Here is a 13799-nt window from a genome sequence, read left to right as displayed (position 1 = left end):
CTTGATTCGCCGGAGCCCTTCGTTATGCCTGAAATCCAGTCCCGGAGCACACCAACGCCTGGGTTCGACGAAGTTGTCACCTTGGTCGTCAAGCATCGGGTCAAGCCCGGTTTCGAGGTGCCGTACGAAGCCTGGCTGCGCAACATCGTCAAAGTGGCCGGGCAGAACGTCGGGCACTTGGGGGTGGATGTGGTGCGTGGCAAAAACGCAGGCCTCGACACCTATACCTGTGTGCTGCGCTTTTGCTCCACCGAAGCGATGCAAACCTGGCTCGATTCGCCGCAACGCCAAGCGCTGGTCGAAGAAGCCGTGCCGATGCTCGCGGATGGCGACCAGACCGAAGTCAATCCGGTCAACGAATTCTGGTTCACGCCGCAGGGTGAAACCGCTGCGCCTGCGCCGCGCTGGAAGCAGGCGGTTGTCACGCTGCTGGTGATTTTCCCGCACACGCTGCTGGTGCCACTGCTGTGGGGGCCGCTGTTGCAGCTCAACGCCTTCCTTTCCAGTTACGTGGTCGCCACGTTCCTGATCACCCTGACTATCGTGTTGTCAGTGGTGTACATCTTTATGCCGCTGGCCACGCGTTTGTTCGCGCCGTGGCTGGAAGCCGGTCAGCCCACTTCCCCTTTACGTTAAGGAACTGCGATGAACGCCGATCTGATTTTGTTCAATGGCCAATTTCATACTGTCGACCGCGAGAATCCGCTCGCCAGCGCGGTGGCGATTCGCGAGGGGCGGTTCGTTGCCGTTGGCAGTGACGCCGAAGCCATGGCGCTGCGCGGATCGGGCACGCAAGTGATCGACCTCAAGGGCCGATGCGTGATTCCCGGTCTCAACGACTCGCACTTGCACCTGATCCGTGGCGGCTTGAACTACAACCTTGAGCTGCGCTGGGAAGGTGTGCCCTCGCTGGCCGATGCCCTGCGCATGCTCAAAGAGCAAGCCGATCGTACACCGACGCCGCAATGGGTGCGGGTGGTGGGCGGCTGGAACGAGTTCCAGTTCGCCGAAAAACGCATGCCGACCCTGGAAGAGCTCAATCAGGCCGCACCCGATACGCCGGTGTTTGTCCTGCATTTGTATGACCGTGCCTTGCTCAACCGCGCCGCACTGCGGGTGGCCGGTTATACCCGCGACACGCCGAATCCGCCGGGTGGCGAAATTGTCCGTGACGCCAACGGCAACCCCACCGGCATGCTGGTGGCGCGGCCCAACGCAATGATTCTCTACTCGACCCTGGCCAAGGGGCCGAAGTTGCCGCTGGAGTATCAGGTCAACTCGACGCGACAGTTCATGCGCGAACTCAATCGCCTGGGCCTGACCAGCGCGATCGATGCCGGGGGTGGTTTCCAGAATTATCCGGACGACTATCAGGTGATCGAGCAGTTGGCCAAGGATGAGCAACTGACCGTGCGCATCGCCTACAACCTGTTCACCCAGAAACCCAAGGAAGAGCTGACCGACTTCACCAACTGGACCAGCAGCGTAAAGTTGCATCAGGGCGACGACTACCTGCGTCACAACGGCGCCGGGGAAATGCTGGTGTTCTCGGCGGCGGACTTCGAAGACTTCCTGGAGCCGCGCCCGGACTTGCCGCAAAGCATGGAGGACGAACTGGAGCCGGTGGTGCGCCACCTCGTCGAACAACGCTGGCCATTCCGTTTGCACGCCACTTACAACGAATCGATCAGCCGCATGCTCGACGTGTTCGAGAAGGTCAACCGCGACATCCCGTTCAACGGTTTGCCATGGTTTTTCGACCACGCCGAAACCATTACACCGCAGAACATCGAGCGGGTGAGGGCGCTGGGCGGTGGTATTGCGATCCAGGATCGCATGGCGTTCCAGGGCGAATATTTTGTCGAGCGTTATGGTGCGAAAGCCGCTGAAGCGACACCGCCGATCAAGCGCATGCTTGCCGAGGGCGTGCCGGTGGGTGCCGGTACGGATGCCACGCGGGTGTCGAGCTACAACCCGTGGACTTCGTTGTACTGGATGGTCAGCGGCCGCACCGTCGGCGGCCTGGAATTGCACGCCGAAGGTTTGTCGCGGCAAACCGCGCTGGAACTGTTTACCCACGGCAGCGCCTGGTTCTCGTCCGAGCAGGGCAAGAAAGGCCAGATCAAGGTCGGGCAACTGGCCGACGTCGCGGCATTGAGCGCGGACTTTTTCAGCGTCGATGAAGAAGCAATCAAGTGGATTGAGTCGGTGTTGACCGTTGTCGGCGGCAAGGTCGTTTACGCCGCAGGCGATTTCGAAAAACTCGGGCCGGCCAGTGTGCCGGTGCTGCCGGACTGGTCGCCGGTGGTGAAAGTGCCAGGTCACTGGCGTCCGAGTTCGCCCCTGCAAGCGCAGGTTCACCAGTGCAGCGGCCCGTGTGCGGTGCATTCCCACAGCCATGAGCGGGCGCGTCTGTCGAATGCGCCGGTCAGCGATTTCGCCGGTTTCTGGGGCGCCTTTGGCTGCTCGTGCTTTGCCTTCTGACACTCTTGAAAAACGCCGGTCGTTATGGCCGGCGCTGTAAGCGACATTCATAAACCAAGGAGTTTTTCCATGAGCAACGTTCCGTACAAACGCCTGAACAAAGACGATGCCGTTGTGCTGCTGGTCGACCACCAGACCGGTCTGATCTCGCTGGTGCAGGATTTCTCGCCCAACGAATTCAAGAACAACGTGCTGGCCCTGGGCGACATTGCCAAGTTCTTCAACCTGCCGACCATCCTCACCACCAGTTTCGACAGCGGCCCGAACGGTCCGATTGTGCCGGAACTCAAGGCGCAGTTCCCCGATGCACCGTTCATTGCCCGTCCTGGCCAGATTAACGCCTGGGACAATGCTGACTTCGTCAAGGCAGTGAAGGCCACCGGCCGCAAGCAACTGATCATCGCCGGTGTGGTGACCGACGTGTGCGTGGCGTTCCCGACGTTGTCCGCGCTGGCTGAAGGCTTTGACGTGTTCGTGGTGACTGACGCTTCCGGGACCTTCAACACCACCGTGCAGCAAGCGGCGTGGGCACGCATGTCGGCGGCCGGTGCACAGCTGCTGAACTGGTTCTCCGTGGCCTGCGAGCTGCAAGGCGACTGGCGCAACGACATGGAAGGCCTGGCCAACCTGCTTTCCGAACGCATCCCGAACTACCGCAACCTGATCAACAGCTACACCACTTTCACCGCCAAGTAAGTGATCGGCTGTCGGCTTCGGCCGACAACCTTAAAGGTCGCAGCCTGCGGCAGCTCCTACAGGGAAACGCATTCCAATGTAGGACCTGCCGCAGGCTGCGATCTTTTGCTTTCCAGGTTGATGGGATGCTGAAAAGGGTAAAAACCGCTATAACGCATTTGACCGTCAACCAGGGCGTGACAATGAACCCGTTCGAAGACATGCGTATTTTTTGCCAGGTGATGGATTCCGGCAGTTTCACGGCTGCCGCCGATCAACTGGGATTGTCCAAGCAATTCGTCAGCCGTCGCCTGATGCAATTGGAAGATCGCCTGGGCGTGCGCCTGCTCAATCGATCAACCCGGCGGTTGGACATCACGCCTCTGGGACAGAGTTATTACGAATCGGCTTTGCGTCTGCTGGCTGAAGTCGAACAAGTGGAGCAGGGCATCGCCGGGCAGACCACCGAACCGCGTGGCACTCTTCGCGTCAGTGCGCCGCTGTCGTTTGCATTGGCCCATCTGGGGTGTCTGTTGCCGGTGTTTTTACAGCGCTACCGGGAGGTCACGGTGGAAGTCGATTTGAGCGATCGCCCGGTGGATTTGCTCGGCGAGGGCTACGACCTGGCATTGCGCATCGGCACCCTTGAAGACTCGACGTTGATCGCTCGCCGCATTGCATCCATCGACCGCGTGTATTGCGCCAGCCCGGCTTACCTCGCCGAACGCGGCACGCCGCTCAAGCCTGAGGATTTGTACCAGCATGATTGCCTGCCTTACGGCCATGGTCGTCAGGTGCAGTGGCGATTCGCGGGGCAGGGCAAGCCGCTGAACGTGAATGTCACCGGGCGGATGCGGGTCAATAACGGCGAGTTGCTCAAGGACGCGGCGATTGCCGGAATGGGGATTACTTACTTGCCAACGTTTATCGTCGGGGCGGCGTTGAAGGATGGGCGGCTGGTGCCGGTGCTGGAAGCGTTTCAGCCGGAACCGCTGACGTTATCGGCGGTGTACCCGCAACATCGCCAGTCTTCGCGACCGGTACAGGCGTTGATCGAGTTTTTGCGTGAGCGGCTGGATCGGGTTTAGGCGGCCCGGTGCAAGTTTACACATTCAACTGTAGGAGCGAGCCTGCTCGCGATAGCGGTGGGTCAGGCACAGAGATTTTGAATGTGCTGACGCCATCGCGAGCAGGCTCGCTCCTACAGGGTTGAGTGCAAGTCAGTTAACGCGTTTGTCGTCGCCCACTTCACCCGCCGCATGCAGGCCGCGATCGTCGCCCACTTCCCCGGACCGGTGAACACCGTGGTCATCGCCGATTTCGCCTGAGCGATGGACGCCATTGTCATCGCCAGAGCGGTGAACGCCGTTGTCATCCCCTGAGCGATGAACCCCGTTGTCGTCGCCCGAACGATGGACGCCGTGATCATCACCCGGTTCGGAATGGGTGCTGCTGCGTCCTGAGTTTGAGGCTGTGTTGCCGGAATGATCGCTGCTGTGACCACTGGCGCTACTGCCACTGTGACCACTGCCGCTATTGCCGCTATTGCCGCCGTGACCACTGCCGCTGCCACCGCTGCCGCCGCCATTGCCACCACCACCGTTTCCGCCACCACCACCGCCGTGACCGCCGCCATTGCCGCCACCACCACCGCCACCGCTTCCGCCGCCACCACCACCACCATGGCCACCACCGCCACCGCCACCGCCACCGCCACCACCACCGTGGCCACCGCCGCCACCTCCACTACCCCCATCTCTTGCCTGAGCGGTTGACCCCCCCGACAGGCTGTCCGGAATCAGTACGGTAGACGCCGACAAAACCGCGCCAATAGCTACTGCCAGTAAAAGCTTGTTGATGTGCATGTCGTTCTCCGTCTTCTTGTTCAGGTTGGAACGTGAATGAACATTGCAACGTGCTGCCATATTCAGACGGTGAACACGCCAAGGCAGCGATTTATTCGGTCGGCACGTCGATTAACCGAGCACGTGCCGCCAGACCGCGGTCCAGAGGGGTTAGTGGATGCTGGAGGCCAGCTCGAAAATCGGGATGTACATCAGGATCACGATCACCCCGATCAACAAACCGATGAACGTCATCAGCAACGGTTCGAACAGCCGTACGAACCATTCGATCCAGCGGCTGATTTCCTCGTCGTAGAAGTCGGCGCTGCGCTCCATCATCTGCCCGAGGTTGCCGGACTGTTCACCGGCGCGCAGCAGGCGCAGGGACACCGGGGTCACGAGGTGATTGAGTTCCAGCGCAGCCGACAAGGATTGCCCCTCGCGCACTCGCTCGCAGGCTTGATCCAGGCGCGTTCGCGAGGCGACGGTGAGCAGGTTGCGGACCATGCCCATGGCGGTGACGAGCGGTATGCCGCCTTGTAGCAGAATTCCCAGTGAGCGGTAGAAACGTGCCAGCTCATACATGAAGATGCGCTGGTGCACTGCCGGGAGTTTTTCAATCAGCCGATCCAGCCCACGACGAAAGGACGGCTGTCGCTGGAGCAGGGCCAGGGCAACGACGAGGGCCATGAAGGCGCCGAAGAATTCGCCCTGATGCGCGTGCAGGAACATGCCGCTGGTCATCAGCACCTGCGACAACCATGGCAGGTTCGACCCCAGCCCTTCGAACACCAGGCTGAAGCGCGGCACCACGTACCCCATCAAGAACAAGACCACGCCACCGCCCACCACCAGCAACAGCATGGGGTAGATCGAGGCGCTGACGATCTTCTGGCGAACCTCGTCCATCCGCTGGCGATAGCTGACGTAACGGCCCAGGGCTTCGCCCACTGCACCGGTTTTCTCGCTGGACTGCACCAGCGCCACATAGAGGGGAGGAAACACCGCCGACAACTGGCCCAGGGCCTGGGAGAACGATTTGCCTTCGTACAGCAGGCGCACCAGTTCGCTCAGGGTTTTGCGGGCCTGTGGCGCGGATTCTTTTTCCGCCAGGCTTTCCAGCGCGTCGATCAACGGCAGGCCGGCATTGAGTAGCGTGGTCAGCTCCTGGCTGAACAACACCAGGTTGAAGGTTTCGCGCTGTTTGAGGCGCAGTGCCCGCCAGTGCCGCTCGGCGTGCAGGCTGACTACCCGCAGGCCCTGGTCTTCGGCGATGCGCCGGGCTTCGCTGTGCCCCGGTGCTTCAACGGTCATTGAAACCACACCGGCCTTGCCAACCGCTTTGAGATGAAAACGCATGGTCGCCATGTCCGTCACTGCCAACTGGTGACTTCGGCGTTTTCGCCTTCGCCGCCGGGTTGGCCATCCTTACCCATCGACAACAGGTCGTACTCGCCGTTTTCACCGGGGTAGCGGTAGGTGTAGTTACGGCCCCACGGGTCCTGCGGCAATTTCTTCTGCAAGTACGGACCGGTCCAGTGGGTTTCGTCGCTGGGCGCGGTGACCAGTGCCTGCAAGCCCTGTTCGGTCGAGGGGTAGTGGCCGGTCTCCAGGCGATACAGGTCCAGGGCTTTGCCCAGGCCTTCTATTTGCGCCTTGGCCACTTTCACTTCGGAACGGCCCAGTTGAGCGAAATACTTCGGCGCGACGATGCCGGCCAACAGCCCGAGCACCACCAGCACCACCAACAGTTCAAGCAATGTGAACCCGCGCTGGGTACGCGGGGCGAAGCGCAGACACTGTTTCATGATGACCTCACACAGTCGGCAGAAGGGTCGCATCAAGGGCTTATGCAATTGCCATGCAAAGGTCTGCATCAGGTTTGGCGTGCGTCTGCAACCCCCGTCGTACGGGCTTCCGCGCTTTCGGCACAGTGCTTGCGTATGGCTGATAAACGACCGGCCATTGGGGCATTACCCCCATTTTTCGGGGCCGGGCAGGGGAGACAGAACGATGAAGACTCTCACCACAGGAATGCTCGGTTTGATGCTGCTGGCCGGCGCTGTTCAGGCTGATGTGTTCGTTTCCGTGGACGCCAAGGGCAACTTTGTCCTGTCCAACGTCCACCGCCCCGGTCGCCAGTATGAGCGGGTGATTCGCGAGGCCGAGGCCGCGGTCGTCAGCCTCGATCAGCAACCGCAAATGATCGCCGCCCGGCCCTATGCCGAACTGGTGGCGGCGGCCGCCACGGACAACCAGCTGCCGGCGGCGTTGTTGCACGCGGTGATCCAGGCCGAGTCCAGCTACAACGCCAGCGCGGTATCGCCCAAGGGTGCCGGCGGACTGATGCAGTTGATGCCCGACACCGCCCGCGAAATGGGGGTCAAGGACGTCTACGACCCCAAGGCCAACATCCAGGGCGGCGCCCGCTACCTCAAACGCCTGATGACCCTCTTCGACAACGACATCGCCCTTGCCGTGGCGGCCTATAACGCCGGGCCGCAAGCGGTGCTCAGCCGTGGCGGAGTGATCCCGCCGTTCGCCGAAACCCAGCGTTATGTACCCAGCGTTTTGCGCCAATACCGGCGCTTGCAGGGACTGGCGGCGGATGCCCCGCTGTGATCGAAAACCCTGGGGCGGGTTTCCCCAACATTGGGGCATGGTGGCCCCAGGGAAAAAGTGGGGAATAAGTGGGGGATTTCCCCCGACGTGTGAAGTGCTAATCGCAAAGTATTGAAAAACCACTGAATTTTTTATGGCATGCAGATTGCTCAAGGGGTTTTGTCGAGAATTATTCCCTGTGAGCACCCACAGTGAGGCCCGTGATCATGACTGGCATTTACCACGCTCCACAAATACTCCCCTGGCTGCTATTGGCCGCTTCGATGCTCGGCATCGAGTTCGCTGAAGCCGCTGCGCGATGTGAACGCAATCTGGTGGCGAACGTCGTGGCGCTGGACCAGCCGCTGATGTTCAACCGCCTCGGTGCGCAGAACGTCAACGGCATGATGTTCGCCCTGCGTCGTGACGTGGTCGATGAGCGTCAGGTTTCTCTGGACCAGGGTGGCGCTGCGGTACCGGGCAAAGTGTCCCTGCGGCCCGACAAGCGCCCGCGTCCGCTGGTGCTGCGCGTGGCTGCCGGTGACTGCCTGACCATCAATTTGCAAAACCTGCTGGCCTACCAGCCCAACCCCGGCTCCCACAGCGAGGGCGGCGAGGAGCCGGAAGGTGAAGAGGAAGAAGGCATCGAAATCGGTGGCGCGGCGACCCAGTTCAAGGCCGACGAGCAAGTGGCTGACCGTCACGTTGGCTTCCAGGTCAACGGCATGCAAGCGGTCAACAGCATCGATGACATTTCGTCCTACACCGGGCGCAACGCAAACACCCTGGTAGCGCCCGGCGCCAGCCGTTCCTACACGCTGTACGCCGAACGCGAAGGAGCGTTCACGGTAAGCAGTCGTGGCGCGACATTCGGTGGCGAGGGCGCGGCCGGCAACAATGCCAACGGTCTGTTCGGCCAGGTAGCGGTCATGCCCAAGGGCGGTCGCAACTACCGCAACACTATTACCGAAGAAGAAATGCGTCTGGCCAGTACCGGGCGCACGCCAGCCGGTCAGCCGATCGTCGATTACCAGGCGCGCTATCCGCAACGCGAGCCGTGGATTCGCGAAGGCAAGGCCGGTAAACCGATCATCAACATGGTCGACGGCAATGAAATCATTTCCAGTGAAGCCGATGCCATCGTCATGGGCAGCAACGCCGACGGCAGTTTCCCCGCGTCAACCTATCCGCTGGAAGCCCTGGGCAAACGCAACCCGGCGATCCCCAACCGGCTGGAGCCGTTCCGCGATTTCTCCGCGCAGTTCCAGGATGAAACCGCAGTGACCCAAGCGTTCCCCGCTTATTTCGCCGACCCGGTCATGGCCCATGTGCTGGAGCCGACCCGCGACTCGTTCATGATCAACTATGGCGCCGGTGGCATGGGCGCCGAGGTCCTGGCCAACCGCTTGGGCGTGGGGCCGATGCACGATTGCCTGTCGTGCGCCTATGAAGAGTTCTTCCTCAGTGCCCACACTGTCGGCGACGTCGCGATGCTGGTGGACGTACCGGCCAACGCCGGGCTGGAAGGCATCACCCCCGGCCAGACGCCGAACGCTGATCAGGTCGGGGTCAAGGCGACTACCGCGCTGTACCCGTCGGAGCCTTCGAACGTGGCCCACAGCTACATCGGCGACTTCGTCAAATTCCGCAACACGCACAACGGCTACGAGCACCATATTTTCCACCTGCACGGCCATCAGTGGCTGTTCAACCCCAACGACGACAACTCCGACTACGTCGATGCCCAAGGCATCGGGCCGGGCGCCGGGTACACCTATGAAATCGCCAACGGCGGGTCGGGCAACCGTAACCGGGTCGCGGGCGATGCGATTTATCACTGCCACTTCTACCCGCACTTTGCCCAGGGCATGTGGGCCATGTGGCGGGTGCATGACGTGTTTGAAGAGGGCACCAAACTCGAAGTCTCGCAACAAGGCGCCGACGGCTTCCACAGCGAACCGTATGCCTTGCGCAGCGGCAAACCGGCGGCGGACGCACGGGCCTTGCCCGATGGCGAAATCGTTGCCGGCACGCCGATTCCGGCAGTGGTCCCGTTGCCAGGTAAAGCCATGCCGCCGATGCCAGGCAAAGTCGCGGTCGTGCCGAAAATCGGCGAAACCCTGGTGGCTGCCAACGACGACGATGACGATGAAGAAGGCGACGATGATGGCGAACATCACGGTGGCAGCGGCGTGACCGGGGCTATTGGCTCGCTGGCGCTGATCGACCGCAGCGAAGCCAACCGCAACGCCGATGGCACCTTGAAAAACCCTGGCTATCCATTCTGGATCGGCGGCATGGAAAGTTCGGTCGGCCAACGCCCACCGACCCCACCGCTGGACATGCTTGATGCCGCCACCGCTCAATCCTTGAAGGCCAGTGGCAAAGCCCTGTGGGCCAACCTCGATCCGAACCAGTCCGGTGGCTGGGACGGCGGCTTGCCGCGTCATGCCCTGGGCGGTGTGTCCGACGGGGGCGAAGCCGAGACCATCACCACGTCGCTGGACTTCTCCAAGACTGTGACCCGTGCCAAACCGATCTACATGCCCGAAGAGGGCACCGAAGTCGAACAGGCGGCCATGGCCTTCCACGCGAAAAAAGATCACCCAAGCTACGCCGTGCTGCCGGGCAACCAGATCGTGGCGCGCAACTTCCGCACCAACGGCGCCTTGCCGGTGGCCGGTGCGCCGTACTACGAACCGTGCATGGATGACCGGCAAAAACGCCTGACCAGCAGTGCTGGCACCGGTGAGTTCATCAGTGGCGAGCGCCTCGACGGTATGTCGTATCTCGGCGCTTCGACGTTCACCGCGGACCGTCCTCGGGTCTACAAAGCGGCGAACATTCAGTTCGACGCGGTGTACAACAAGGTCGGCTACCACTTCCCGCAAGCGCGCATCCTGGCGTTGTGGGAAGACGCCTGGCCGGTGATCACCAAACAGCGTCCGCCAGAGCCTCTGGTGATGCGCATGAACACCTTCGATTGCGTGCAGTACCAGCAAACCAACCTGGTGCCGGCCACCTACGAGATGGACGACTACCAAGTGCGCACGCCGACCGACGTGATCGGCCAGCACATTCACTTGCCGAAGTGGGACCTGGTGTCCGCCGATGGTTCGTCCAACGGCTGGAACTACGAGGACGGCGTACTTTCCCCTGGTGCCGTGCAAGAGCGCATCCACGCCATTCGCGAGTTCAACCAATGCGAAGGCACCGACCCGCGTGACGGCACGCCGGCCTGCCCGAAAGCCAAGAATCACCCGTTCTTCGGTCAATACGGCCGGGCTGACTGGGTGGGCGCACGCACGGCCATGCAGCGCTGGTTCGTCGATCCGGTGGTGAACACCTATGGCGTCGACCGCGGCCTGGGCACCATCTTTACCCACGACCACCTCGGCCCATCGACGCACCAACAGATTGGCCTGTACGCCACTGTCCTGGCTGAACCGGCCGGTTCCACCTGGTTCCACGCTGAAACCGGCGAGCCTCTGTACAGTGGCGCGCGGCAGGACGGCGGGCCGACCTCGTGGCAAGCGGTGATTTCTACCGGTGACCTGGATGGCGACGGCAAGAACGACAGCTTCCGTGAGTTCTTCCTCGAATACAGCGACTTCCAGCACGCCTATGAAGCCGGTGTGTACGTCGGCGCCGGCCCGAATGGCGTGCCGAACCCACAAGCGTTCCCGGCCACGGCCGACAGCTTCCGCTACGCCATCAACCCACCGGTACGCGACAACACCAGCGAGTTGCTCGAAGCGGTAGTCGAGTTGCGTGGCGGCGTGATGCCGGGTTGCCCGAGCCGGCCTTGCCCACAAGCCATCTCGGTGGATGACCCAGGCATGTTCGTCGTCAACTATCGCAACGAACCGCTGGCCCTGCGGGTGTACGACCCGAACAAGGTCGGCCCGGACGGCAAGCGCGGCATGCAGGCCGATGGCCTGGGCGGCGACCTGGCGTATGCCATGCAAAGCCGTACCGACCGTGCGATCCCGGCGATGAACCTGGCGCCAAACCTGATCACTGCGGCCACCGGCCCAACCGGCGGCACCACGCAGTTCCCGCCGCACATCAACAAGGGCGGCGCCGAACCTGGCGATCCGTTCACACCGATGCTGCGTACTTACACCGGCGACAACGTCAGGCTGCGGGTGCATGCCGGCGGCCACGAAGAGGAGCACAACGTCACCCTGCACGGCGTGAAGTGGCTGCAAAGCGGCTCCGGCTTCGGCAACAGCTCCAACTCCGGCTGGCGCGCGTCGCAGATGGTCGGGATCTCCGAGCAAATGGGCTTCAATGCGCCGGTGTCGATGATCTCCAGCGCGGCGGCGACCACCGGTGATTATCTGTACACCATGGACGCGTCCATCGAGGGTTACTGGAACGGGATCTGGGGCGTGATGCGCAACTACACTGCGCAACGCAATGATCTGTTCGCGGTGCCGAACAACCCGAAACCGACCGGCATGCGCAACACCGTGGCGTTCGACGGGATTTGCCCACGGATTGGCGCCAACCCCAATGGCATCGGCACCCGGCCAACCGTGCAACGCAATTATGAAGTGGTCGCGGCACTGGCCAACGACATCCTCAGCAATCCGCTGGGCCTGTCCATCGCGGACCCGGCGGGTCTCGGCCAGCATGTCGGCGGGCCGCTGAAACCGGCGGGCGGCACTCTGGTGCTGAACTCGCGGCCGGTGAGCATTCCGCAGGTCACGGTGATCGATCCGGAAGATGGCGAGACCTTCACCATCGGCGGGCAAAGCGGGCCGCTGCACGACCCTACCGCCATCCTGTATGTGCGCAAGGGCGACCTCGACCCGATCACCGGCAAGTTGAAACCCGGTGTGCCTGTCGAACCGCTGATCCTGCGCGCAGCGGCCGGTGATTGCATCAACATCACCCTGGAAAACCGTCTGCCAAGCGTGATGCCGGACCTGGCCCAGACTGCGATCCTGCAAGGCCTGGCCAAGCGTGACCGCAACGACGGCCAAGGCTCGACCACGTTCAACAACAACCTGCTGCGGCCATCGAGCCATGTCGGCCTGCACGCGCAACTGTTGGCGTATGACATCACCAAATCCGACGGTGCCAACGTTGGCGCCAACCCGATCCAGACCGTGCCACCGCGCGTCGGCAACACTGGCGCGTACCCGACCCGTACCTATCAGTACTACGCCGGACACCTGGAGCGTGAAGGCAAACCGATCACTCAACTGGGGCGCAATGTCGACAACATCAACGCCACGGCGGTGGAGTTCGGCGGCTTGAACTTCACCCCGGCGGACGTGATCAAGCAACCGCAAAAAGGCTTGGGCGGTGCGATGAGTGTCCTGCCGATCGGTTCCACCTGGGTTGAAGATGCCAAACGCGCGTCGGCCACAGTGACCGCGTTGGGCCAGACCACTTACCGTGATTTCGCGATGGTCTGGCAGCGCGCCTTGAACACCCGTTGGGCTAACGGGCGGCCGGTGGAAGGCATTGCCTCGGAAGGCAACGGCGTACCGAACGATCCGAAGGACAACGCCAGCATGGCGATCAACTACAAGATCGAACCGATGTGGTTCCGCTTCGGCCTGGCCCCGGATGCACCGTTCGGCCACGCCGGCAGCCCTGGCACCTACGGCGACGTGCCGAACGCGCACATGGCCTACAGCAATGCCCTGGTCGGCGGCGATCCGCAAACACCGGTGTTCTACGTCAAACCGGGGCAACCGTTCCGCACGCACATCCTGATGCCGTCCGGCGGCAGTCGAGGTTCGACTTTCCAGCTTGACGGTCACGTCTGGTCGGTCAACCCGTTCGTGTCGGAGAAGAGCGATGTGGGCGGGTACCCGATGGGCACACCGGGGATCGGTTCAGTGAAGTTCGGCTACAACCCGATGTCGATGTACATCGGCGCCCGGGAGAGCGTGTTGCCGGCGGCTCACTTCAGCTTCATGCACCCGAGCGCCGGGGGCAGCAATGCAATCGCAGGGGACTACCTGTACCGCGACAACGCGTCCTTCGGTAATACCGCCGGGTTGTGGGGGCTGTTGCGGGTGACCAACGAGCCGGAGCCGGCGCCCGCGCCTGCGCCGTAGGCATGGAAACAACGCAGCACCTGTGGGAGCGGGCTTGCCCGCGATGACGGAGTGTCAGGCACATCAATGGTGAATGTGCCGGCCTCTTCGCGGGCAAGCCCGCTCCCACATTAGG

The 13799-nt window shown here is 62.2% G+C and carries 9 protein-coding genes; 6 read left to right on the top strand and 3 right to left on the bottom strand.

What is annotated here, in order from left to right; all coding sequences use genetic code 11:
* Positions 1 to 24 precede the first annotated feature (24 nt).
* The 4 genes from KVG88_RS05755 (at position 25) to KVG88_RS05740 (ending at position 4247) form a co-directional block, all read left to right on the top strand.
* Entirely contained in the window at positions 25 to 636 is a 612-nt protein-coding gene (locus tag KVG88_RS05755) for an antibiotic biosynthesis monooxygenase (protein ID WP_150704840.1), read from the top strand.
* A gap of 9 nt (positions 637 to 645) precedes the next feature.
* Positions 646 to 2484 (top strand): amidohydrolase, encoded by a 1839-nt coding sequence (locus KVG88_RS05750; RefSeq protein WP_150704839.1) that lies wholly within the window; start codon positions 646 to 648, stop codon positions 2482 to 2484.
* Between the two features lie 69 nt (positions 2485 to 2553).
* A complete protein-coding gene (gene ycaC, locus KVG88_RS05745; RefSeq protein WP_150704838.1) occupies positions 2554 to 3180 on the top strand; it encodes an isochorismate family cysteine hydrolase YcaC in 627 nt (208 codons plus the stop codon).
* Positions 3181 to 3362: 182 nt separating this feature from the next.
* On the top strand, positions 3363 to 4247 hold the full coding sequence (locus KVG88_RS05740; protein WP_150704837.1) for a LysR family transcriptional regulator: 885 nt from the start codon (positions 3363 to 3365) through the stop codon (positions 4245 to 4247).
* Positions 4248 to 4379: 132 nt separating this feature from the next.
* Here the strand turns inward: KVG88_RS05740 and KVG88_RS31165 are convergent, their stop codons facing one another.
* The 3 genes from KVG88_RS31165 to gspG all read right to left on the bottom strand — a co-directional run bounded on the left by KVG88_RS31165 (position 4380) and on the right by gspG (position 6811).
* On the bottom strand, positions 4380 to 5024 hold the full coding sequence (locus tag KVG88_RS31165) for a hypothetical protein (RefSeq protein WP_217870636.1): 645 nt from the start codon (positions 5022 to 5024) through the stop codon (positions 4380 to 4382).
* Between the two features lie 150 nt (positions 5025 to 5174).
* Positions 5175 to 6362, bottom strand: coding sequence for a type II secretion system F family protein (locus KVG88_RS05730; RefSeq protein WP_150703591.1), 1188 nt, complete (start codon positions 6360 to 6362; stop codon positions 5175 to 5177).
* A gap of 14 nt (positions 6363 to 6376) precedes the next feature.
* Entirely contained in the window at positions 6377 to 6811 is a 435-nt protein-coding gene (gene gspG / locus KVG88_RS05725) for a type II secretion system major pseudopilin GspG (RefSeq protein ID WP_150703590.1), read from the bottom strand.
* A gap of 205 nt (positions 6812 to 7016) precedes the next feature.
* On the opposite strand from gspG, the gene KVG88_RS05720 reads away from it, so the two are divergent.
* Together KVG88_RS05720 and mnxG are read left to right on the top strand one after the other, a co-directional pair.
* Complete coding sequence (locus KVG88_RS05720) at positions 7017 to 7625, top strand: lytic transglycosylase domain-containing protein (RefSeq protein ID WP_217870635.1); 609 nt, start codon at positions 7017 to 7019, stop codon at positions 7623 to 7625.
* A 206-nt stretch (positions 7626 to 7831) separates the two neighbouring features.
* Positions 7832 to 13684: a manganese-oxidizing multicopper oxidase MnxG gene (gene mnxG / locus KVG88_RS05715; RefSeq protein ID WP_217870634.1), complete on the top strand. Its 5853-nt coding sequence runs from the start codon at positions 7832 to 7834 to the stop codon at positions 13682 to 13684.
* The last annotated feature ends 115 nt before the right edge of the window (positions 13685 to 13799 follow it).

It is taken from the genome of Pseudomonas azerbaijanoccidentalis, from assembly GCF_019145495.1.
GTDB lineage: Bacteria > Pseudomonadota > Gammaproteobacteria > Pseudomonadales > Pseudomonadaceae > Aquipseudomonas > Aquipseudomonas azerbaijanoccidentalis.
This window is presented reverse-complemented; position numbering and strand designations above follow the sequence as displayed.